The following is a 23,925-nucleotide window of genomic DNA, read 5'->3' as shown; positions in this document are numbered from 1 at the left end:
ACGAGGACAGATATGAAGCTCGCTCCGCCCTCTTTGGCAAGGCCGTTTGCCGGAGTCAGGCCAACTCGCTCCCAGACTCCGATAATATTCACTAATTCTAACAACACGTTGATAAGCGGTCAAGACCATCTTCTTTTAATTAAATTTTCCCATAACTCTCTCGAATCATTCCATAGCGCCGAAGAATCTTCATTTCTGTAAAGCGCCCTTTCATAGCTTAATGTCAGCTTTGACATGTCTTCTATGTCGTATTTTTCATCAATTCGTTTTGCATAATCACGCAGCGTTTCACTGCCTCGTTTCGGCAGCCCTTTTCTCTTCAGTTGTTTCAGAAGCGCGTCATATGCCTCAAAAAACGCGTGCTGATCGCTGCGCCGCTTCAATTTCCTCACGGTGAAAACAGGAATCCATAACGAGCGGAAAACATACAGCAATACAGCTGCCACCAAGAGGACTGCAAGAACCGCAAGCGCTGCATACAAGCCCGCACCGGCATTAGTATGCGAAGCGGACGGCTTTTTAGAAACAGCTGGCTCCCGCTTTTCCTTTTGTTTTTCCTCTTTTTGCGGCTGTTTTTTCTCTTCTTTCTGTTTCTCTTTTGCTTTCTTCGGCGAGCTGCTGTTATCGCTGCCAGAGTCCCTTGTTTCAGAAGATGTAAATTTAGCCGGATTTGTAAACCCTTTAGTCGGCTCAAATGTAACCCAGCCCTGTTCCGGGAAATACACCTCTACCCAGGAATGGGCATTGTTATTTGTCACTTCGTAAATGCTGCCATTTTTGTTCCCTGCTTCTTTGTATTCGCCGGACGTATAACCCTTTACCCAGCGGGCCGGAATGCCGGCCGAGCGCAAGAGCACCACCATGGCGGAAGAAAAGTTATCACAATAACCCATTTTCGTTTCAAAGAGAAATTGATCGACATAATCCTCATCATTCTTCGGAATGGTCACGTTTTCTGTTTCATAGGTGAACGCATTTGACCCTAAATAGTCCTCAACCGCTTTCACCTTATCAAACATATTGTCGTGATCCTGAGTCAGTTTGATCGCAAGGGTTCTCACCCGCTCTGGCAGTGAATCTGGAAGCTGCATGTAGCGATCGCTGAATGTGTACTCCTCACTATTTTTTCTCACTTTTACCTTTCTCAGTTCATCCAGCTTATAAACCGGGGAATTGTACGTTACAGTATAATTCCCCATATTTCTGATTTCACCGGCTTGTTCACTGATCGGAGAAATTTGCTCCGTGTTGCCGTTCATTTCAAGTGAGACAGCCTGCTTTGGCTGAATGGTTTCCGCACCAATCGGATACATCAGATGGTTATACCCGTAGTGCTTATCGACTTTTACACGGACGGTGCGGCGCTCTGTCGCAACCTTATGGTCAAACCACAGATTTTCAACTTTTCCATTGCTAAGCTGATACGACATGCCTGTGTCTGTTTCAATCCAGCCTTTTCCGGTATACGTGTCCTTCGTTTCCACACGGAAATACGTACGCTCTTTTCCCTGCCATGTAAAAACAGGTGTAGCATCCTGCTGGAACGGGCCGCCGAGTGATTCATCATGATTCCCGTATCCGATTTTGCTTTCCCCTGCAGACACGCGGTCTTGATGAGTGATTTTTTTAAGAAAAGGCACCGGATCAGGCCAGGCCGGCTCTGATTTTGGAGCGGCGAGTCCGAATCCCGTTGCAGCCAAAACCAATACAGATAAAGGAAGAAACCATTTCAGGACAGATGTTTTTGGCAGTGTGATTCTTTCCATCAGCTTAATGCGTTCCAAGTATAAAAGGCCCAGCATAAAGAAGCCGATCAGTACGATACGGATGACGGCAAAAGTGGCATCATATGGCGTAAAGGTATCAAGAATCGTAATATACGCTACTGTCATCATAAAGAAAAACAAAATTCTTCTCTGGTAAATCACCCAATAATGCAGGAGATAGACCAGCAGCCACAGCAGCACAAAAAACAGCAGGGTCCGAAATGAAGGAATCATGTCATTCCATTGCCCAGATTGAATCAGCGTGATATTCAGATAGACATCCTGCAAAAAAGAGCTGACCCAGCTCAAGTCGAATATAGATCCTTGATAAAACAGGATGTGTATCGAGATCAATGTAAATATGACACAAAAAGGAACGGTGACAAACCACCTCATCCTGAAAAAAGTCAGCAGAAACGTCAAACCGATAAAGACACTAAAAAAGCCTGTATGTTTCGTTTCAGTAAAACTGTCAAGCGGCCTGAGCCACTCCCACAGCAATAAAAAAGCCAGAAAATAAAATAACAGCAAGCTCAAACGGCTTCCCTTGTGATCATCGTGCGGCATGTGAACCAGTCACCTCTCTTTCTAAACAACACGCGAAACTCGCCCGCCCCTCATGACCCGAACTCTGATTTGGCGTTTCATCATGCGTTCAATCATGACATTTTCAGCTTGAGAGAGCTCAGCATCTTTCTCTTTTGCCAGTATCACCGTAACCCGGCCGCCTCCTATTTCTGCGAGGTGCAGCATATCTTCCGTTAACTGTCCCGTGACAACAACTTGATCAGCTTGGCGAACAGATGGCTTTCCCAGCTCTTCCCGTGCATATCGGCTTATCGGGTCTGCCGCATCACAATGAGCGATGGCTAAATGCCGAAGCATGTGCTTAAAATGCTGATCCCCTTCCTGAATAGGGAAAATGTTTTTTTCCTTCCCGATGGAAGCCAGACCAGCACCCGCGCCGTTTTTTAAAACAGAATGAAGAATCGAAGCTGTCACTGAAACGACCTCTTCGAATGCGTCTGAGGAAAAACGGTCCATCAGCAGAAACAGATTTTTGCTGCGAGAAGGCTCAAATTCCTTCGTCATCAGCTGGCTCCGCCGTGCAGAGGTCTTCCAATCTAACGCAGCAAACCGGTCTCCCGGCTGATAATTCCGCACACTTGCTGCGACTGAGGAATGGTGCTGATGAATAGGAGAAGAACCGCTTACACCGTCTTCCTGATGCCTCTCATTCACCTGATAGGAAAAACGCTGAAAGAATGGATAAACAAACAGGGTGTCATCCAGCTCAAAAAATGCTGTTTTTTCAATCAAGCCAAGAACATCCCCGGTTCGCACCCTGACAGAATGAAAGTGATGCTCTCCGCGCGGTACCCGAGCTAATTCATACGACATCGTCATGCTCCGTTTAAACCAAGGAAAAACGAGCCGTTTGGCCGCGGCTCCGTCTCGATTTAATGACTCGATACCTTCTGGCAGGCAATCTTCAATCACCATATACATCAGGGGGAATGGCAGCTTTCTTCTCAACGTAACCGTTACGCCCAGCCTGTCCCCCGCATGCAATTGTGTTTTATCCATTTGCCTTGAAGCCTGAAAAGAACGGAGCGGATACAAGGCCAACAGCCCGGCATACAAGACAAAAGGGAGAAACGCGTAAAACAAAAACCAGCTGACAAAGCCGCCCTGAAACATCGCATAAGAAAAAACAGCAGCCGTCAATAAAGTTAATATAATCAGCTTCCAACCATATATGAGCCATTGCCATTTCTTATTCATCAGCGGACCGACGACCTTTGAACCGGCACCTTCACAGCTGACATGATCTCCCTTACGATCGCTTCTGCCTGAATCCCTTCAAATTTTGCCTCAGGATGAAGCATCATCCGGTGCGGCAGCGTGAAAGGAGCTAAATATTGAATATCATCCGGTATGACGTAGTCGCGATGATGCAGCAGCGCGTATGCCTGTGCCGCTTTCATGAGGGCGATTGAGCCGCGCGGACTGACGCCTAATTGAACAGAAGGATGCTGTCTCGTTTTCTGCACAATTTCAACGATATATTCCTTAATGCTGTCATCAGCACGGACATTCTGCACTTCCCGCTGTAAACGGATGAAGTCTTCTTTTGCAATAACCGACTCAAGCGTCTCAATCGGATGGCTTTTTTCCTGAAGAGATAAGACGTCAAGCTCTTCATTAAAGGACGGATAACCCATCCGAAGTTTGAATAAAAAACGGTCAAGCTGAGCTTCCGGCAAAGGATAGGTCCCTTCATATTCGACCGGGTTTTGCGTTGCCATCACAAAAAAAGGAGCGGCAAGCTGCATCGTATGGCCATCTACCGTGACGCTTCCCTCTTCCATCGCTTCGAGCAAAGCCGACTGTGTCTTCGGAGAGGTACGGTTGATTTCATCGGCCAGCACGATATTTCCCATAATTGGGCCGGGACGATATTCAAATTCCATCGTTTTCGCATTATAGATAGATACCCCTGTTACATCAGATGGCAGCAAATCCGGAGTGAATTGGATTCTTTTGAAATCAGCGCCGATTGACTTTGCCAGCACGCGGACCATCATCGTTTTTCCGACTCCGGGTACATCCTCAAGCAGCACATGCCCTTTGGCAAGAAGGGCTGCTAAGCTGAGTATGGCGATGTCTCGTTTTCCAACCATTACTCTATTAATATGTTCAACTGCTTTCCCCAGCAAAGGATGCAGGTCTTCTTGATATGCCATTCTTTTCCTCCTAGTCATCTACAAAATTCATCATAATGTAACCTAACTTTACCACAAAAAGCAATCTGTATAAAAAAACGATTCTAGCAAATTGTTTCCAATAAAGCTGGCCAAAACACACAAAAAAGCTTCCTGTGACAGGAAGCTCCATTATTTTTGTTCTAAAGGCTCCATATGAACATGCGAATAATCAATCTCATGCTCCTCCTTCATTCTCCGCTCAATTTCATTGGCTATATCGTGGCTTTCCGTAATATTTAAATCTGCCGATACCTCAACCACCACATCAACATGAACCGTACTGCCCAAGTATCTTGCTTTTATGTCTTTTAAACGGCTCACACCGGAGATTTTTTCGATTGTCTGTTTATAAGCGGAAATGTCCTTTATGTCGAATCCATCTGTCAAAGAGTGAGATGACTCTTTAAAAATATCCCATGCGGTCTTGCAAATAAGCAGACCGATCACAAACGCAGTGACCGTATCAATCCAAGCAAGATGGAATTGAGCAGCTACAATGCCGATAAATGTGCCGATACTGACAAATGCGTCTGATTTATTATCAGCAGCCGCAGCAAGGAGCGCCTGGCTCTTCACCTTTTTGGCCAGCCTTTTATTGTACCGGTAAACGATCAGCATCAGGACTGCCCCGCCCGCTGCCGTCCAAGCCGCAATCATATCCGGCGTCTCTTGTTTAGCAGAAAAAATAGATTCTCCGGCGCTGAACAGCACTTGCAGGCCGACAACCATCATAATAAACGATGCGATAAGCGATGCAATCGTTTCCGCTCGAAAGTGGCCGTATGGATGATCTTCGTCAGGAGGCTTTTGGGAGATGCGCAGGCCAATCAGCACAGCAACAGAAGCAATAATGTCAGTTGTATTATTTAACCCGTCTGCCGTAAGTGCTTCCGAGTGAAAAAGATAACCGATGATCAGTTTAATTGCGGAAAGAACAAGATACGCGGCAATGCTGACCAGCGCCCCGGATTCTCCCTTTTTCAGTTCATCATATCTCTCCATACAAAACCTCCTCCCCGCTCACATTTTCCTATTATTATCTTACAAAGCTGAACCGCAGTGGGTCTACAGAAACATGATTCACCCGCCACAGAAAAATAGTGACGATGGAACACTTTTTCTCTCATCCAATTTATTTGCTCCGCCAAAAAGCCCATCAGATCCAATGACACCAGCGCTTCTCGCATTCTATCGAATTGTAAATAGTACACAAAATCACACAGCAAATAAAAAACGAAACATTTTTTCCACACATTCGCTGAAAGCGCAAACAAAACACTACAAATTTGAAATAAGCTGGTATATTTTCTTACACGAATTTTCGACAAACTGTATATTTATGATAGAGTTTCAATTATCATAATATTCAGTAATGATTGCATTTTAAAAGGAGGTAACTTATGAACCAGTCTCAATCAGGATTAAAAAAGGAATTAAAGACCCGCCATATGACAATGATTTCGATTGCCGGTGTAATCGGAGCCGGCCTATTTGTAGGCAGCGGTTCAGTGATTCACTCGACCGGTCCGGGTGCCGTTGTTTCTTACGCGTTAGCCGGATTATTGGTGATTTTTATTATGAGAATGCTCGGTGAGATGTCTGCCGTAAACCCGACGAGCGGATCGTTTTCTCAATACGCTCACGACGCCATCGGACCGTGGGCAGGATTTACAATCGGCTGGCTGTACTGGTTTTTCTGGGTGATCGTCATAGCGATCGAAGCCATTGCCGGTGCTGGCATTATTCAATACTGGTTCCATGATATTCCGCTGTGGCTGACAAGTTTGATCTTGACCATTGTGCTCACCCTGACAAACGTCTACTCTGTTAAGTCTTTCGGTGAGTTTGAATATTGGTTCTCCCTCATTAAAGTTGTGACTATCATTGCTTTTCTAATCGTTGGTTTTGCCTTTATTTTTGGCTTTGCACCGGGCAGTGAGCCAGTCGGTTTTTCGAATCTTACAGGCAAAGGCGGATTTTTCCCGGAAGGCATCAGCTCCGTATTGCTCGGCATTGTCGTTGTCATTTTCTCTTTTATGGGAACTGAAATCGTTGCCATTGCAGCAGGGGAAACATCCAACCCGATCGAATCTGTGACAAAAGCCACCAGATCCGTTGTATGGCGCATCATCGTCTTTTACGTGGGCTCAATCGCCATTGTCGTAGCGCTATTGCCATGGAATTCAGCAAATATTTTAGAAAGCCCTTTCGTCGCTGTACTTGAGCATATAGGAGTGCCCGCAGCCGCACAGATTATGAACTTTATCGTCCTCACAGCCGTACTCTCTTGCCTGAATTCAGGTTTGTACACCACATCCAGAATGCTGTATTCTCTTGCAGAAAGAAACGAAGCGCCGCGCCGTTTTATGAAATTGAGCAAAAAAGGCGTTCCCGTACAAGCCATTGTGGCCGGGACATTTTTCTCTTATATCGCGGTCGTAATGAACTATTTTTCACCGGATACCGTCTTTTTATTCTTAGTCAACTCATCAGGCGCAATCGCTTTACTCGTCTATCTTGTCATCGCTGTTTCCCAGCTGAAAATGCGGAAAAAACTCGAAAAAACAAACCCGGAAGCATTGAAGATCAAAATGTGGCTCTTCCCTTTCCTAACCTACTTGACCATCATCGCCATTTGCGGAATTTTAGTGTCCATGGCGTTTATTGATTCCATGAGAGACGAGCTGCTGCTTACAGGCGTCATCACGGGAATCGTTCTGATTTCTTACCTTGTGTTCAGAAAACGCAAGGTGAGCGAGAAAGCGGCTGCCAACCCAGTCACACAGCAGCAGCCCGATATCCTGCCTTAATGCTGATCAAATCCTAAACGGCCTGCCGTTTAGGATTTTGTTATTTTCTTCTTCGGGCGGTCTGCAGCACGAAGATTTTTTGTAACCATCACGTCCTTATTGTCATTAACTATAGTACCAATTTGGAAAATTTAGATAAGGACAGATGAAAATGACACTTGAAAAATTTGTGGATGCTCTCCCAATCCCAGATACACTAAAGCCAGTACAGCAATCAAAAGAAAAAACATACTACGAAGTCACCATGGAGGAATGCACTCATCAGCTCCATCGCGATCTCCCTCCAACCCGCCTGTGGGGCTACAACGGCTTATTTCCGGGGCCGACCATTGAGGTTAAAAGAAATGAAAACGTATATGTAAAATGGATGAATAACCTTCCTTCCACGCATTTCCTTCCAATTGATCACACCATTCATCACAGTGACAGCCAGCATGAAGAGCCCGAGGTAAAGACTGTTGTTCATTTACACGGCGGCATCACGCCAGATGATAGTGACGGGTATCCGGAGGCTTGGTTTTCCAAAGACTTTGAACAAACAGGACCTTATTTCAAAAGAGAGGTTTATCATTATCCAAACCAGCAGCGCGGGGCTATATTGTGGTACCACGATCACGCCATGGCGCTCACCAGGCTAAATGTCTATGCCGGACTTGTCGGTGCTTATATCATTCATGACCCAAAGGAAAAACGCTTAAAACTGCCTTCAGACGAATACGATGTGCCGCTTCTTATCACAGACCGCACGATCAATGAGGATGGTTCTTTGTTTTATCCGAGCGCACCGGAAAACCCTTCTCCGTCACTGCCTAATCCTTCAATCGTTCCGGCTTTTTGCGGAGAAACCATACTCGTCAACGGGAAGGTATGGCCATACTTGGAAGTCGAGCCAAGGAAATACCGATTCCGTGTCATCAACGCCTCCAATACAAGAACCTATAACCTGTCACTCGATAATGGCGGAGAGTTTATTCAGATTGGTTCAGATGGAGGGCTCCTGCCGCGATCTGTTAAACTGAATTCTTTCAGCCTTGCGCCTGCTGAACGTTATGATATCATCATTGACTTCACAGCATATGAAGGAGAATCGATCATTTTGGCAAACAGCGCGGGCTGCGGCGGTGACGTCAATCCTGAAACAGATGCGAATATCATGCAATTCAGAGTCACAAAACCATTGGCACAAAAAGACGAAAGCAGAAAGCCGAAGTACCTCGCCTCATACCCTTCGGTACAGCATGAAAGAATACAAAACATCAGAACGTTAAAACTGGCAGGCACCCAGGACGAATACGGCAGACCCGTCCTTCTGCTTAATAACAAACGCTGGCACGATCCCGTCACAGAAGCACCAAAAGTCGGCACAACTGAAATATGGTCCATTATCAACCCGACACGCGGAACACATCCGATCCACCTGCATCTAGTCTCCTTCCGTGTATTAGACCGGCGGCCGTTTGATATCGCCCGTTATCAAGAAAGCGGGGAATTGTCCTATACCGGTCCGGCTGTCCCGCCGCCGCCAAGTGAAAAGGGCTGGAAAGACACCATTCAAGCGCATGCAGGTGAAGTCCTGAGAATCGCGGCGACATTCGGTCCGTACAGCGGACGATACGTATGGCATTGCCATATTCTAGAGCATGAAGACTATGACATGATGAGACCGATGGATATAACAGATCCCCATAAATAATCCGACAAACTTGCCTCTAGCAGGCAAGTTTTTTCTTTATGGAACCTTTGGCCCTATTTATCGTATTACGTAAAAACAGCAAAAGGAGCTGCTTTTTATGCTGACACACGACCTACATGAAAAAATAAAGCAATACATTTCAATTTATGCTGAATTAAAATCAAAATTAAAATGGAAAGTTTCACACGATCAGATATTAATGCTCATTTCTTCTGCATATATTGTGAATAAAAGAGAGTTTGATTTTCAGCGCTTTTATGATTTGAGCAGCTATATCAAATCAAACATCGGCAGCTTCTCAACACTCAATTCACACCACCGCTTTACTGTTGCATCTATTCTGGACATTCATTTTCAGCATGAGGCAAAACAAACATTTCAGACTTTCATCGATGTATACAATGAAATGGTGAAGCTAGGGTATAAGCGGGATATGTTCACATACCTTTCCGCTCTGATCTTGCTCACCGGCAAATCTGAAACGACAAACCAAAAAGAACAGATGAACATGGGGCTAGCTGTTTATCAGCAGATGAAGAAAAATCATTATTTCCTCACTTCAACTCAGAATGTTCCGCTTGCCGTACTGCTTGGAGAAAACGGAAAAGGTTTGCAGGCGCTACAGAAGGCGGAAACATGCTATCAGCTGCTGGCGGCCAACGGCTTTAAAAAAGGACAGTACTTACATCAGGTCAGCCATATTCTGGCCTTGCAAAGTGAAAAAGAGCCCGAAATGCTTGTTTCCGCTTGCAAACAGATATATCAATCGATCACTGAATCTGTCAAAAAACCAAAGGATTATCATTATCCAGACCTTGCTCTCCTCACATTTCTGGAAGAGCCAGATATCAAAACCGTTTTGTGCATCACTGACGAATTAAACCAGGAAAAAGCTTTTAAATGGCAAAAGGAAATGAATTTTAAAATTGCTGTCAGCCTCTATCTCAGTGAGCATATGGAGAAAAATCTGCTGATGGAATCAGGACTATACACCGCTATCGAAACAGCCATTCAAGCGCAGCAGGCAGCCGCGACAGCTGTCATCATCAGCTCAACAGCAGCCAGCCATACTCATGATGGAAACTAAAGGAGGAGAAACATGCCATACATCACATTAGAAGATCAGACACGCCTTTACTATGAAACACACGGGAGCGGGACGCCGATCCTGTTTATACATGGGGTGCTGATGAGCGGACAATTTTTCCACAAACAATTTTCGGCGCTTTCTGCCAATTATCAATGTATTCGTCTTGATCTTAGAGGACACGGCGAATCTGACAAAGTGCTTCACGGCCACACCATTTCCCAATATGCCCGTGACATAAGGGAATTTCTAAATGCAATGGAGCTTGGCCATGTCGTTCTTGCCGGCTGGTCAATGGGCGCTTTTGTCGTATGGGATTATCTCAATCAATTTGGGAATGATAACATTCAAGCCGCTGTGATCATCGATCAATCTGCTTCCGACTATCAATGGGAGGGCTGGGAACATGGTCCATTTGATTTTGACGGCTTAAAAACAGCGATGCACGCCATTCAAACTGACCCGCTGCCTTTCTACGAAAGCTTCATCCAGAATATGTTCGCAGAACCGCCTGCCGAGACCGAAACAGAATGGATGCTGGCAGAAATCCTCAAACAGCCGGCTGCCATTTCTAGCACGATTTTATTTAACCAAACGGCCGCTGATTACCGGGGCACCCTCCAAAACATCAATGTGCCGACATTGTTGTGCTTCGGGGAAGACAAGAAATTTTTCTCTACAGCAGCTGGGGAACACTTGCGGAGCAATATTCCAAACGCGACACTCGTTACCTTTCCTAAAAGCAGCCATTGCCCGTTTTTAGAAGAGCCAGATGCTTTTAACAGCACACTCCTCTCCTTTTTAGATGGGGTTATTGGAAAGTCATAAAGAAAAAGGAATTAGGAGATTAGGGAAAAGTATGAGACAATAAGAAATGTGCAGTAAAATACATGAGGGAAGAAGTGACTTTATGTCTTACTATAACAAACGAAATCAAGAACCGCTGCCAAAAGAAGATGTGAGTACTTGGGAATGCACAAAAGAAGACTGTAATGGCTGGACCCGAAAAAACTTCGCCAGCAGTGATACGCCATTGTGCCCTTTATGCGGAAGTAAAATGGTCGACGGCATCCGTTCATTAGTGAATCTCCAAAACAACAGCCAAACGAAAACAAGCTAGTTCTTCCCTATAACAAATGCAGTCTCCTGCAAGCAAACAAACCCCGAACGGAGACAAAATTCTATATTTCAGAATAAAAGCCTCTCATTGCAAGAGGCCAAATACGAAGAAAGAAGCCCAAAACTGTAAACGTTTAGGGCTTTTTTGTCTGTTTTAATGGTATAATATGGATATGAGAGGAGTGATAACGTGATCTCAAACTAGCAGCAAAAAGACTTGAAAAAAAGAGCTGCGTTCAAAAAGCTGAATGTTGCAATGAACTCATATGTTGAACTTCTGTTTTTGTCGGTACCTCTGATTCATATCTTTAAATGGCTCGGACCATTAGCTCTGCACCTCATCCATTAAAAAAGCCACTCAGCTTATGCCGAGTGGTTTTTATTAGTTAATCACAGAAAAGCTGTTGATGATGCCGTTCGGATTTTCCCATACTTTTTTGAAGGTCTTATTTTCAAGGCTATAGGAATAAATCGTCCGCACCTTAGCTTCACGCCCTGTTTCGTCCTTCAGCTTTTTAGCCCCCTTGGCTTCGGCAAGAAAATAAATGTTCTTCCCATCCTTAGAAAACTGAGGCTGTGCGTCAATTAACAGCTTAAATGATTTTTGATTTGAGATGATGCTTTCATATTTTTTCGTATCCGCATTGAGCATTTGAATAGAAGCGGTTTGCTCCGTTCCTTTTTGCGTATATGATGTGAATAAAATACGTTTATCATCATCAGAAACAGCAATATCGCTGATAAATTGGTTCAGGCTTTTCAGCTCATTAAATTTATGTTGACGGCCTTCCGCAAAATGAATCGTTGTCGGTTCAGGGTCGATGCCCTTTTCGTTTGCTTCATCTGTTTTCTTGTAGTCTTCTTCTACAGAATAATGAAGCAATGCAAATGAATCGTTTTTTTGGTTATAAAAGAAGCTGCTGACGGTGTCATCCTGATCATTAGCGGCAGGATAAAGATTTTTATACTTTTTCGTCTTCAGATCAAAAGCGGCGATCCGAAAATTGCTTTCGTCCGCTTTTCCTAAGCGGAAATAGATGGTTGAACGGTCCTTTGATAAAAATAAACTGTCCGCACTCTCCGCGCCTTTATAAAGCATCGTTTTTTTATGAGACTTCAGATCCAATTTAAAAAGCCTCATTTCATTCTGTTCATTATTGCCCGTATAATAGAGCACCTGCTGTTTTTGATCCAAGGCAAATGCCGGATAGCTGGTCAGCTTCTCCTCATGGATCACCTTGTCATTTTCATAATACTTTGTCAGCAGATCCGTATCTGTAATTGAAACCAGCAGCTCATCACCGCTTTCGGTATTGACTGAAACATCAGCAGCCTTCTCATGGCCTTTATCCTTTGCAACATAAAACGCAACTCCAGCGGCAGCTGCCGCTATTATCACTGCTAATAATAATATGATTCTTTTTTTCATCTTTTATCTCCACCAATAGAAAAAGCAAGAATGTGACTTCTTGCTTTCCAGATTATATATGTACATTAATAGCTGTAATGCCCCGCTACTTTACCTTTGCTTAATGGGTATCCAAGCGCTTTAAACGCTTTAGGGCTAACATCCAGCACTGCATTAGGCATTCTGCCAACATCATTTTTATAAACCGTAATCACCTTTTTAGGCTTCGCTTTTGCATAAGCTCTGATTTTTGTCCCGTTTCTAGGAACATCAAATCCGATTTTGGTCGCACAATCCCAATGTCCAAGTTTCTTACCTGAAGAGCCTTTTTTCCCGACTCCGTTATACCAAGTAATATTTCCGTTCACATGTTTCGCACTGGCATCTGATGAAAAACTAAAAGCTCCCAAAGTACTTCCTACTAAGATAAAAGCGGCTAAAATGACTTTCTTCAACATTTCGTCCCCCTGTTTGTTAACATCTAGGAAGATTATACACGATCAACCAGCTATTTTTTATTTCAATATCCTTACAGTAATGTTACAAAGTCAAAAAGTTACCTCTGCTAAATTAAACCATGGAAGATTATCCTATTATAATAGCGGTATTAGCGTTATAATTATTGATAGAGTAGTTGTCGCATTCAATATGAACGAACCATTACCGTATTGTTCAAACCAAATTCATAGCTATGTAAACGATTGATACTCTCATATAAAGAAAAAAGAGTGTGCGAGACCCTTTTTTCTTCAAAGTTTCTTTTTTCAAAAAAACGTAGATTATATTATATAAAAATTTCATTTCTTTTTTGGTTTTAAAAATGGCGATTTTGTGAACAGTTCATATTGACCGGTGCGGAATTACTCACATCAAAAGTTATAGGAGTGGTAATCCATGAAGGCAGCAAGATGGCATAACCAAAAGGATATCCGTATTGAACATATTGAAGAGCCAAAAACGGAGCCGGGAAAAGTAAAGATCAAAGTCAAATGGTGCGGCATCTGCGGAAGTGATTTACACGAATATCTGGGCGGCCCGATCTTTATTCCGGTTGACAAACCGCACCCGTTAACAAATGAAACGGCACCTGTCACAATGGGGCATGAATTCTCCGGTGAAGTTGTCGAAGTCGGAGAAGGCGTTGAAAATTATAAAGTTGGAGACCGCGTCGTAGTCGAGCCGATTTTTGCTACACACGGCCACCAAGGCGCCTACAACCTTGATGAACAAATGGGATTCCTCGGCTTAGCCGGCGGAGGCGGCGGTTTCTCTGAATACGTCTCTGTAGATGAAGAGCTTTTGTTCAAACTTCCTGATGAATTATCATATGAACAAGGCGCGCTCGTTGAACCTTCTGCAGTTGCTCTATACGCTGTCCGCTCAAGCAAACTCAAAGCAGGCGACAAAGCGGCTGTATTCGGCTGCGGCCCGATCGGACTTCTTGTCATTGAAGCGCTGAAGGCTGCCGGTGCAACTGATATTTACGCTGTTGAGCTTTCTCCTGAACGCCAGCAAAAAGCTGAGGAGCTTGGCGCGATCATCGTAGATCCGTCTAAAACAGACGATGTAGTCGCTGAGATTGCAGAACGTACAGGAGGCGGTGTTGACGTAGCATTCGAAGTCACTGGTGTCCCAGTGGTGTTACGACAAGCCATCCAGTCCACTACAATTGCCGGTGAAACCGTCATCGTCAGCATTTGGGAAAAAGGTGCTGAAATCCATCCGAACGATATCGTAATCAAAGAACGTACAGTAAAAGGAATTATCGGATACCGCGACATCTTCCCGGCTGTATTGTCATTAATGAAAGAAGGCTATTTCTCAGCCGACAAACTCGTAACGAAAAAAATCGTACTAGATGATTTGATCGAGGAAGGCTTCGGGGCTCTTATTAAAGAGAAAAGCCAAGTCAAAATCCTTGTCAGACCTAACTAATTTGAAACCAAAAAGAATCCGCACTCGGGTGCGGATTCTTTTTTTAATTATCCAATCACTTCAGCCCCAGAATCCTTCTTTGCCCCGCCGTGATCATAAGCGCGGAAGTTTTCCTCCAGCTGCTCAAGCGAAAGACCTTTCGTTTCCGGTAAAAACTTCTTCACAAACAGGACAGAGCAAATTCCTAATCCAACGAAGATAAAGAACGTTGTGGACAGCCCGATAGCTGCCAGCAATATCGGAAACGTGAAACTGACTGCAAAATTCACCATCCACAGACAGAATACCGTAACACCCATTCCCAGTCCGCGAAGGCGAAGCGGGAAAATTTCAGATAGCATCAGCCAAGTCACTGGTGAAATGGCGCCCTGCTGAAAAGCAAGAAATGTGACCGTTAATGACAGGACTACATACGGAAGTGCCGGTGATCCTTCAAGTACAAGTGAGAATATCCCGATTAGCAATAATGCTGTTGTCGTACCGATCAAGCCTGTCATCAGCATCGGCCGGCGCCCCACTCTTCCCAGCAGCCAGATTCCGACGAATGTTGCCAATACCGAAATCACGCCATTCGCAATATTTCCGATTAAAGCGGCTTCCGTTTGGAAACCGGAATTTCTTAGAATTTCAGTCCCATAATACATAATCGAATTCACACCTGTAATTTGCTGTACAATCGCAATCCCTAATCCAATAAACACAATACGGCGCACCCATGGGACTGAAAGATCTTTAAACGTCGCTTTTTCAAGCTGATCTTCTTTTTTGAAAGCGAATTCAATTTCTTGCAGCTCAGCTGCTGCCCGCTTTTCGTCTCTGATTTTTTTCAATACACGCAAAGCATCTTCTTTTCTTCCTTTAGAAACAAGCCAGCGGGGACTCTCGGGCATTCTGATCATGCCGAAAAACAGGAACACGGCTGGAAGTGACGCAATGACCAGCATAAACCTCCACACATGGGAGTTGTCTCCCATTGTTGTTCCAAGGATCGCATTAAAAACAAAGGCCAAAAGCTGTCCTGATACAATCATCAATTCGTTCTGCGTCACCATCCGTCCCCTGCTTTCCACAGGAGACATCTCTGCTAAATAGGCAGGCACCGTTACGGATGCACCCCCAACCGCAATACCGAGCACAAAACGGGAAATAATCATGACCGTAACATTTGGTGCAAACGTACACCCAATCGTTGAAATAAAAAATATAACAGCGAGGAACAAAATATTTTTGCGGCGGCCGTTAAAATCAGACATCCTGCCGCCAAACACAGCACCTAGTGCCGCTCCAAAAAGAAGTGAACTGGTGACAAGGCCCTCTGTGAAGGCATTGAGATTAAGCTGATCCGGCTCTCCCATATACGGCAAAGCTCCATTGAGCACACCGGTATCATAGCCAAAAAGAAGCCCGCCGAAAGTGGAGACTAAAATAATTGTACGTAAAAATGACATTTGATTGCCTTGTTTATTCATACTGTTTCCCCCAGTCTTTTTCAAAATGCGTATGTCAAAAACTCATTCCAGGGCTGCTGCCTTCCTCACATTTCGTAAGCAGGCTTCAGAAAATAGTTGTTCATGTTTTTATCCAATAACCTCATAACCTTCCCTTCTTCTTAGCATGTCAGTCCCAATGGAAGCGATTTCATTTCTCGCTAAAAGAGCAATGGTCATTTCTTTGTGCATAACCTTGTAAATTTGGCATTTAATAGTCACTTGATAGTTCAATTGTAGTGATATGATAGTGACATTTTTGTTATATCTGATATTATCATAATTATAAAAACGTTTTCAGTCAATATAAATTTCTGAAAATTTTTTACTCTATAAAAGGAAAATCACCAATTCAAGGGGAAAATGGACGTTTTTCTTCATGAAAATGTGTGAATCAAGTCAAAAATCCTGTGATTTTCTGTTCATATCGAAAAATGAGTAAGTGTTGGGTAACTCCCACCTATTTTTCTCTGTAAAATCAAACATTCGTTCAATTGTTTCAGACTCAGGATAAAAGGAAATAGAGAAGAAAATAAAAGAAGGCTGACTTAAGGGAGGCAACCAAAATGAATGAGGGTTATATCATTGCAGGCCTTTTATTATTGACAGCGGGGATGATTGATTTTTTATGGACCACGTTATGGTTAGAGAGCGGTGCCGGCCCGATCACAAGATGCCTGTCTGCCTGGCTGTGGAAGGGCTGCCGCAAAATCAGCGGTGACCACGCAAAGGTTCTAAGTATGGCTGGTCCTCTGCTGTTATGCCTGACGTTAGTGATATGGATTAGTCTATTTTGGGGCGGGTGGGTTTTGATTTACTCGAGTGACCCTCACTCACTTATGGAAACTCAATCAAAAGAACCGGCTTCCTGGTCAGACCGAATTTATTTTTCCGGCTATGTCATGTTTACATTAGGAAATGGCGACCTCGCTCCGAACGGAGGCCTATGGAAGCTTGTCACGATTATTGAAACAGCTCAAGGACTGCTTACCATCACGTTTTCTGTCACGTATTTGATTTCCGTCTTGAGTGCGGTTAATCAAAAACGTTCCTTTGCCCAAAGTGTATTAAGTCTAGGGCATGACGGAACAGAAATCGTCCATAATGCATGGAATGGCAAAGATTTTCACGACATTGATTTTCTTCTTGTCGCTGCCTCATCAGAACTGGGAAAGCTGACCGCTCAGCATAACGCCTTCCCCATCCTTCATTTTTACCACAGCACGCAGCATCAGGAATCATCCATTATAGCTGTTGCTGTATTGGATGAGGCACTAACCATTTTCAAATACGGAATTCCTGAACAATATCAGCCGAATCAGCTTCATATCAAAGAAGCGCGCTCAAGTATCAAAAACTACCTGGATACCGTTCATACTGCCTATATCCATCCTGCAGAACAAGCGCCGCCGGAACCAGACATCTCAAAGCTTCAACAATCAGGCATACCGGCTTTATCAAAGCAAACATTTCAAATTGCCGTCAATTCAATAAAGGAACGCCGTCAATTGCTGCTGGGAATTATCCAAGCGGGTGCTCGAAAATGGCCTGTTCAGGAGCAAGCAATAGGTAACGCTTATTCTCCTAAATAAAAAAGTCCCGAGTGCTGATCACTCCGGACTTTTCACTGTATGAGTCTTACACAAGCTTCTGGCCGCAATTCGGACAAAAATTGGCTTCGCCCGTTTTTGTTCCGCAGTTTGGACAGAAATTCGGTTTGCTTCCGCTGCCAGTTGACTGTGGGCCTGATGACTGTGCCTGCTGATTTTGATTCATTTGGTTCATCATCTGATTGGCCATATTCATTCCCATCATCATTCCAGCCATATCCGAAGCCGCTCCGCCTCCGCTCATCTTTCCGGATGCCATTCCATCCGTCATTGATATTTGCTGGTATCTGTTCACATCCCCAACCATACCGTAGGAAGCGTTCTTTGTAATCATATCTTGAACCTCTTGAGGATAATTAAAGCTCATGATTTGAAAACCAGTGACTGTCATCCCGTCGCTTATTAATTGCATATCTAAGTCCTCTTGAATTCCCTTGGCAATATCAAAAGCGTTTGCTTGAAGATTAAACATATCTTTCCCTTCTCTTGTGATCCACTTCATGAGAAGCTGATCCAGAATAGAAATGATACGGGTTTTAATATCCTCTACAAAATATTGATCTTTCACACCAGCGATTTTATCAATCAGGCTGATATAGTCCTGCACCTTGAAATTAAATGTGCCGTTTGCGCGAATGGGCATCCCGCCTGGCATTCCCGCTGCCGGAATATTTATCGCCTGTTTTGTTCCCCATCTTACGGTAAATTCCTTCGTATTGACAAACAGCACCTCAGCTCGCATGCCGCTGTTAAAGCCAAACTTAAAGCCCTTTAACGTTGAAAGGAATGGAATAATTTCTGATTCAATATCATAATCGCCATCATCTTGAAAGACTCCTTCAACCCGCCCATTGTTCAAAAAGACAGCATCCTGTCCGGGACGAATGATTAAACGGCTCCCTTTTTTGATTTCACGATTGTTCCATTTATAAAAAATCATATCATCTCTAAATTCTTCCCACTCTACTACATTCGCTAATTGATTTCTGAAAAACGACATTACGCCTCTCCCTTTCTCTATTTCTTACATTTAAAAACTGCCCCGGCTCCCACTGTATGACGTGCCGCCTTTCGTAACACCGCCATCGCTGCCGCTGTCTTTATCTGATGGTTTTCTTTCTCTTGTTACAGTCGTTCTAATATAAGTGTCGTATTGATCAATCACATCAGACGTACGCTGATCCATATATGTATTTCCATTAACCGTTACTTTGCCGCCTGCATGATAAAGCATGATTGAAACCGCAATTCCCCCGACTGCGATGGCAGCAATCAGCTGAAACCACCATGTAAAGAATATGTTTTCGGGGTTTACTCCCGGTTTTATGCCCATATCTTTATAGGAAAGCTGAATATATGTCTCAAAAGCTTCAAAATAATTTTCATTGGATAAATCAGATGAAATCGTATTTCTGATGCTATTGAGCCTGCTGTTGTCCAAATACTGTTCGGCTTTTTTGAAGCCTGCGATAAACACTTCTCTGTTTGTCATATCAATCGTCAGAATGGCTGTACTGCCTTTTCCGTAACGATCATAAAAATCGCCGGTATAGTCTGCAATATCTTCACCGTTTGTGCTTTTGGTCGTAATAATGATGAAATCAGTGTCCCTCTTTGCACCCAGCTCTGCCGAGAGAGATTCAAGTTTTCCGATCTCCGCTTTTGACAATAGATGAGCGCGATCGTACACATGCTGCTGTGATTCAGAAGCTCTTGCCGCTTCGATCCCCAGTAAAGGCATCATGATGAAAACAGCCAGCACAACAAAGATCGCTTTCCCAAAAAATCCACGCATCAAAATCCGCCTCCCATCATCAATGAGACGAGCTTCAACGCAAGAAATGTCCCGCCTGCTATTCCGCTAAACCATGCCGCCACTTTTCCTCGACTGATCGGCGGCTTTCCAACAACCTTTCCTGTTTGCCCGTTCATCGCAAAGATATGCTCCGCTCTTTCATAATCGTAACTGACCATCCAAACAGGAAGCAAAACGTAAAAGCTGTTCACGTTTTTCGTGTGAATATGTTTGTCCCTCACATTGACTGACGTATATCCGGAAAAAGTAGAATGGATGTATGAATCTATATAACTGCTGATTTTCTCTTTTGCCCTCGGAAAAAGCTCCTCATCGGTATAATTGTACTTTTCCGCAATATAACCGGCCAAATATGCCGTTTGAAAGTCCTTCAGCTCTTCGTATGAATAAGGCTCCAATTTGTCCATTAATTCGTCTTTCATTTTTTCAGAGGCATCGACAGGGATTTTCAAATAATCGAGATTGATATCACGAAACGCTTCAAAGTGCTCTGTTTCCGTGCAAATATAATCCCCTTCTTCATACCGGTGGACCCTGGTACAGTTTGCTCTCACCTGTACTTCACTATTTAAATCAAACATCCAAAACGGAATATACATGCCGGTGATGCTTTTGATACGATCAGCCGACATGAAACCTCTTGGTGTCAGAAGGCCTTTTTTGCACCACTTTCGAAATGCCTGCTCCGCTTCTTGTTTACTGATTGTAAATGGAATGACTTTCGCCGGCGCCAAATGTCCTGATAAACGATCGGCAAGTATTGCAGCACCTCCGCAGAAGCTGCACGTCGTTGCTGTCGTTTCAGCTTCCGTGATCAAAACGGCACCGCAGTTTTCACATTGATATTCTTTTGCTTCATCATCAGAAAACCGTGCCGCAATGTTTTCTTTCGGAAGGCTTTCAATATTGTCCTGTCTTCCGCAGCTGCTGCAGGATAACGAGCCGGTTTCACTGTCAAATGCCATATCACTGCCGCAGTTCGGACACTTATAAGATATTATCATTACCGTTCCCTCTCACATCTTATGATAAAATGACGCCGCAGCCGAAAGCTGCGGCCTCCTATGTATTACTTATCGAGCATCATTTTCGCTTTTAACGCCGCAAGTTCATCGTCAACCTGGCTTGAACCGCCAGTGTCATACTTTGCAGTCAGATCAGCCATATCATCCTGCGGAGCGCTGTTCAGTTCAGCCATTGCATTGGCCTGATCAAGTGCCTTATTTACTTTGTCCTCCATTCGGCCGAATGCAGACATTGATTGGCTTGTACTTGAAACAGAAGCGCCCAGTTTGTTCATTCTTTCTTGCGTTTTCGCTACTGCCCACTTCGCCTTGATCATATTTTTACGTGCTTCCAGCTCTCCAATGTCAGATACCAATTTGTCATGCATCTTTCTCATCTGTGCGGCATTGGTTGCAGCAATTTGATTCGCCGCCTGCAGCTCAGAAAGCTTTGACTCCAAAGATGTTTTTCTTTCAAGAAATTTTCTCGCATCGCTCTCATTCCCGGCTTGCAGCGCCTTCATTGCATAGCTTTCCATCTTTTCCATATCCGCCTGGCATTCGTGATATTCTCTTTTTGCTCTCTGCTCCTCAGCCATAACAGCTGCTGTTTCTGCCTTAACCTTAGCCAAATCGCTATTCATGTTTCTTAAATATTGATCTGCCATTTTCTCCGGATTTTCAGCCTTGTCCAATAAAGCATTGATATTCGCAGACATAATATCTTTAAATCTTCCAATTATACTCATTATATCGTTCCTCCTAAAGCTAATTCGGTAACCCTTGTTACATATACTATTTATTATCGTTAAAAGTTTCACTTTTTTAATAAAAAATGACATTTCAAACAAAAAATATACAACTTTTTACCTGAACAAAAATGTAAGCAATAAAAAAAAATGCCCCCAAAAGTCCAAAGACTTTCAAGAAACATCTTCAATGATTTACAAAGAAACTTCGATCTCATCCAAGCTCGGCAGTGCATCAATCGCTCCAATTTTAGTACACACAAGAGCTCCGACCTTATTGGCAAACGACACAATCTCACGCAGTTTCACAAAATCAGCATCTACAGATTGAATCTGATTCGTATTTGCCAATTGATATAAAGCCGCACCGACAAAAGCATCTCCCGCCCCTGTTGAATCGATTGATGTCACCGGAATGCTTGGAATGATTTCACGGTCTTTTCCATTGGAAAGAAGCGTTCCGCTTTTCCCAAGTGTCACAGCGACAATGTTGGCTCCGATCTCATGAAGGATCGCAACACCCTTTTCATGATCCTTCACACCGCTGATAATCTCAAGCTCCTCGTCACTGACTTTCACAAAATCACTTACAGCGATCGCTTTTTTCGCAACACTTACAAACTCTGAGACTCTTCCCCTCCATAAATCTTCACGGTAGTTAGGGTCAAACGAAATAAACTGTCCATTGTCTTTCGCAATCGACATCAACCGTAAATAGGCTGAGCAAAACGGATCCGATAACAGTGCCGTCGCAGAGCCGAAATGAAGGATTTTCGCTTCGTTTAGTTTTTCCTGGTCAATGTCCTCCAGCGTAAACAAAGCGTCCGCGCCTCTATTAAAAACAAAGTCACGCTCTCCATTTTGTTTTAATGAAACAAAAGCAAGCGTTGTAGGCGCTTTCTCATCCATCACCAGCATAGAGGTATCGACATGTACAGCGTCCAATGTTTGCTTCAGAAAATACCCAAACGGATCCTTTCCTACTTTTCCGCTGAAAGCGGCGTCTCCGCCCAGCTTAGCAATTGCTGCCGACACATTCGCCGGTGCCCCGCCGGCACTTTTCAGGAATTGGCGCCCTACCATTAAATCAACGTCAACATCGGTACAAAAGAAATCAATCAACAATTCCCCAATACAAACTACAGAATGACTACGCATATTATCACACTCATTTATAAAGTCTAGATTACAGTCTCAGTATATTACTTTCTGCCATAAATACAACATTGAATATTAAAAATTTTACATATATTTATCTCGCAGACCTTTGCTCCAGCTCAGAGATGATGTGTTTATATCTTTTTTCCGTTAAAGGATAGAAGGCGATAAGAATAATAGAAAGCAAAATGAAAAATCCCGGAATCAAAGCATTCATATTTTTAATCGCATTCAATGACGCAATTGTCTGGTCTGTATTCGCCACATACCCGGCGATTCCTAAATAAATGGCCGAAAATGACCCGGCTAACGCAACACCCAGCTTATTGATAAAGCTCATGCTGGAAATCACCACACCATCCGCGCGAATTCCGGTTTTCCATTCCGCATAATCGACACAATCCGCAACCATTCCCCAAGCAAGCGTATTTAAAGGCGTTGTGAAAAATCCCGAAGCGAAAAGCCAAATGAAAATGAGTGGAATTGAAGAATACGGCGTAAAATGCAGGCCGGCATAAGAAATAAGCGATAGAGCTGCCGTGATGATCATGACTTGTTTTCTGCCCCACTTCTCAGAAAAGAAAGGAATAAACAAATTACTGATCAGCGCTGCCCCGAAAAATAAAACGGTGCCCATAAACACGAACTCTTTATGGTTGACGTTATACGTAAAATAATACACCATCGTGCTGAGCTTAATATTAAACCCGATCGCAAAAGCCAAAAATGATGAAATTAACATAAGCAAGGGTTTATTTCGGAATAAAACGGATAATGTCTTTTTGATCCCTTGTTTTTTTCTCTTTTTAGGCTGAATCCGCTCCCGTACAGTAAAGAAACTAAATAGATTCAAAACGATGCTGACAGCCGCATAGATGAGCGCCGTCATCTGAAATCCAAACGCCTGATCCTCTCCTCCGATAGCAGTTGCAAGCGGTGTCGCACAGGAAATGGATAAAAGAATGCCGATATACACCAAAATCATCCGGGTTGTGGTCAGAACCGTTCGTTCCTCCACCGAATTCGTCATCCGCCCCGTTAAGCTGTTCACCGGGATCGTTTGCATACTAAAGGACATCCCAAGCAGAATATAAGTGACATACGCATATACCATATTTCCGGTCTCACCGAAATGAGGCGTCGTGAAACATAAGAATGTGAATAGCGCAAAAGGAAATGCCACCCACAGCAAATATGGCCTTGCTTTTCCCCACCTTGTATTCGTTTTATCTAAAATCAATCCCATGATCGGGTCAAAAATAGCATCCAGCACACGCACAACAAGAAACAAAGTTGCGATCACCGCAGGCTGAATGCCGCCGACGTCTGTATAATAAAATAATAAGTATGCGTTTACAAACTGAAAGATAATATTATACGACATATCGCCGAATCCATAACCGATTCGTTCAAACCAGGACAGTCCGGTACTGGATTTTGACTGATGCTTCACTTTCATTGCCGTTACTTTTTCTGTTTCAATCATCATTTCCCACCCCAAGAATCCGTTTTCAT

The 23,925-nt window shown here is 43.7% G+C and carries 22 protein-coding genes; 9 read left to right on the top strand and 13 right to left on the bottom strand.

Annotation, left to right across the window (positions count from 1 at the left end; all coding sequences use genetic code 11):
- Positions 1-119 precede the first annotated feature (119 nt).
- The 4 genes from NSQ12_RS03505 to mneS form a co-directional block, all read right to left on the bottom strand.
- On the bottom strand, positions 120-2,333 hold the full coding sequence (locus NSQ12_RS03505) for a DUF4129 domain-containing transglutaminase family protein (RefSeq protein WP_198878955.1): 2,214 nt from the start codon (positions 2,331-2,333) through the stop codon (positions 120-122).
- Between the two features lie 21 nt (positions 2,334-2,354).
- Positions 2,355-3,551 carry a DUF58 domain-containing protein gene (locus tag NSQ12_RS03500; protein WP_198878956.1) on the bottom strand — a complete coding sequence of 399 codons (1,197 nt, stop codon included), beginning with the start codon at positions 3,549-3,551 and terminating at the stop codon, positions 2,355-2,357.
- Positions 3,551-4,513: a MoxR family ATPase gene (locus tag NSQ12_RS03495; RefSeq protein ID WP_198878957.1), complete on the bottom strand. Its 963-nt coding sequence runs from the start codon at positions 4,511-4,513 to the stop codon at positions 3,551-3,553. The genes NSQ12_RS03500 and NSQ12_RS03495 overlap by 1 nt, the downstream gene beginning before the upstream one ends.
- A 150-nt stretch (positions 4,514-4,663) precedes the next feature.
- Positions 4,664-5,536: a manganese transporter MneS gene (gene mneS / locus NSQ12_RS03490; RefSeq protein WP_163138489.1), complete on the bottom strand. Its 873-nt coding sequence runs from the start codon at positions 5,534-5,536 to the stop codon at positions 4,664-4,666.
- Positions 5,537-5,609: 73 nt separating this feature from the next.
- Here mneS and NSQ12_RS03485 point away from each other — a divergent pair, with 73 nt between their 5' ends.
- The 7 genes from NSQ12_RS03485 (at position 5,610) to NSQ12_RS03455 (ending at position 11,592) form a co-directional block, all read left to right on the top strand.
- Entirely contained in the window at positions 5,610-5,897 is a 288-nt protein-coding gene (locus NSQ12_RS03485; RefSeq protein ID WP_032726737.1) for a hypothetical protein, read from the top strand.
- 37 nt (positions 5,898-5,934) lie between these two features.
- Complete coding sequence (gene gabP, locus NSQ12_RS03480; RefSeq protein WP_003233998.1) at positions 5,935-7,344, top strand: GABA permease; 1,410 nt, start codon at positions 5,935-5,937, stop codon at positions 7,342-7,344.
- A 151-nt stretch (positions 7,345-7,495) separates the two neighbouring features.
- Entirely contained in the window at positions 7,496-9,037 is a 1,542-nt protein-coding gene (cotA, locus tag NSQ12_RS03475; RefSeq protein ID WP_128992477.1) for an outer spore coat copper-dependent laccase CotA, read from the top strand.
- A gap of 97 nt (positions 9,038-9,134) precedes the next feature.
- Positions 9,135-10,124, top strand: coding sequence for a DUF4003 domain-containing protein (locus NSQ12_RS03470; protein WP_339175913.1), 990 nt, complete (start codon positions 9,135-9,137; stop codon positions 10,122-10,124).
- A 12-nt stretch (positions 10,125-10,136) separates the two neighbouring features.
- Positions 10,137-10,952, top strand: coding sequence for an alpha/beta hydrolase (locus NSQ12_RS03465; RefSeq protein ID WP_160221389.1), 816 nt, complete (start codon positions 10,137-10,139; stop codon positions 10,950-10,952).
- An 82-nt stretch (positions 10,953-11,034) separates the two neighbouring features.
- Positions 11,035-11,244, top strand: coding sequence for a cold-shock protein (locus NSQ12_RS03460; RefSeq protein ID WP_003234008.1), 210 nt, complete (start codon positions 11,035-11,037; stop codon positions 11,242-11,244).
- A gap of 216 nt (positions 11,245-11,460) precedes the next feature.
- Positions 11,461-11,592, top strand: coding sequence for a hypothetical protein (locus NSQ12_RS03455; RefSeq protein ID WP_250620601.1), 132 nt, complete (start codon positions 11,461-11,463; stop codon positions 11,590-11,592).
- Between the two features lie 33 nt (positions 11,593-11,625).
- Here the strand turns inward: NSQ12_RS03455 and NSQ12_RS03450 are convergent, their stop codons facing one another.
- Together NSQ12_RS03450 and walM are read right to left on the bottom strand one after the other, a co-directional pair.
- Complete coding sequence (locus tag NSQ12_RS03450) at positions 11,626-12,672, bottom strand: PD40 domain-containing protein (protein WP_049140782.1); 1,047 nt, start codon at positions 12,670-12,672, stop codon at positions 11,626-11,628.
- A gap of 65 nt (positions 12,673-12,737) precedes the next feature.
- Positions 12,738-13,109: a cell wall metabolism protein WalM gene (gene walM, locus NSQ12_RS03445; protein WP_003234013.1), complete on the bottom strand. Its 372-nt coding sequence runs from the start codon at positions 13,107-13,109 to the stop codon at positions 12,738-12,740.
- Between the two features lie 436 nt (positions 13,110-13,545).
- On the opposite strand from walM, the gene bdhA reads away from it, so the two are divergent.
- A complete protein-coding gene (gene bdhA / locus NSQ12_RS03440) occupies positions 13,546-14,586 on the top strand; it encodes a (R,R)-butanediol dehydrogenase (RefSeq protein ID WP_003234015.1) in 1,041 nt (346 codons plus the stop codon).
- Between the two features lie 47 nt (positions 14,587-14,633).
- Here the strand turns inward: bdhA and iolT are convergent, their stop codons facing one another.
- Positions 14,634-16,055 carry a myo-inositol transporter IolT gene (gene iolT, locus NSQ12_RS03435; protein ID WP_029726584.1) on the bottom strand — a complete coding sequence of 474 codons (1,422 nt, stop codon included), beginning with the start codon at positions 16,053-16,055 and terminating at the stop codon, positions 14,634-14,636.
- Between the two features lie 584 nt (positions 16,056-16,639).
- Between iolT and NSQ12_RS03430 the strand changes: the two genes are divergently transcribed.
- Positions 16,640-17,665 (top strand): potassium channel family protein, encoded by a 1,026-nt coding sequence (locus tag NSQ12_RS03430; protein WP_019712786.1) that lies wholly within the window; start codon positions 16,640-16,642, stop codon positions 17,663-17,665.
- Positions 17,666-17,711: 46 nt separating this feature from the next.
- Here NSQ12_RS03430 and NSQ12_RS03425 read toward each other — a convergent pair whose 3' ends face one another.
- The 6 genes from NSQ12_RS03425 to NSQ12_RS03400 form a co-directional block, all read right to left on the bottom strand.
- On the bottom strand, positions 17,712-18,683 hold the full coding sequence (locus NSQ12_RS03425; RefSeq protein ID WP_003234032.1) for an SPFH domain-containing protein: 972 nt from the start codon (positions 18,681-18,683) through the stop codon (positions 17,712-17,714).
- A 30-nt stretch (positions 18,684-18,713) separates the two neighbouring features.
- Positions 18,714-19,478 carry a YgcG family protein gene (locus tag NSQ12_RS03420; RefSeq protein ID WP_256683264.1) on the bottom strand — a complete coding sequence of 255 codons (765 nt, stop codon included), beginning with the start codon at positions 19,476-19,478 and terminating at the stop codon, positions 18,714-18,716.
- Complete coding sequence (locus NSQ12_RS03415; RefSeq protein ID WP_029317392.1) at positions 19,478-20,503, bottom strand: TFIIB-type zinc ribbon-containing protein; 1,026 nt, start codon at positions 20,501-20,503, stop codon at positions 19,478-19,480. Before NSQ12_RS03415 ends, NSQ12_RS03420 begins: the two co-directional genes overlap by 1 nt.
- 65 nt (positions 20,504-20,568) lie before the next feature.
- Positions 20,569-21,252 carry a PspA/IM30 family protein gene (locus tag NSQ12_RS03410; protein ID WP_041851253.1) on the bottom strand — a complete coding sequence of 228 codons (684 nt, stop codon included), beginning with the start codon at positions 21,250-21,252 and terminating at the stop codon, positions 20,569-20,571.
- Between the two features lie 195 nt (positions 21,253-21,447).
- On the bottom strand, positions 21,448-22,410 hold the full coding sequence (locus tag NSQ12_RS03405; RefSeq protein ID WP_339175907.1) for a carbohydrate kinase: 963 nt from the start codon (positions 22,408-22,410) through the stop codon (positions 21,448-21,450).
- 94 nt (positions 22,411-22,504) lie between these two features.
- Positions 22,505-23,896 carry an MFS transporter gene (locus NSQ12_RS03400; protein WP_339175905.1) on the bottom strand — a complete coding sequence of 464 codons (1,392 nt, stop codon included), beginning with the start codon at positions 23,894-23,896 and terminating at the stop codon, positions 22,505-22,507.
- Positions 23,897-23,925: the final 29 nt, after the last annotated feature.

The sequence above is a fragment of the Bacillus sp. PS95 genome, assembly GCF_037963565.1.
Classification (GTDB): domain Bacteria; phylum Bacillota; class Bacilli; order Bacillales; family Bacillaceae; genus Bacillus; species Bacillus subtilis.
Note: the sequence above shows the minus strand (reverse complement) of the source record. Positions and strands in the feature narration are given on the sequence as shown.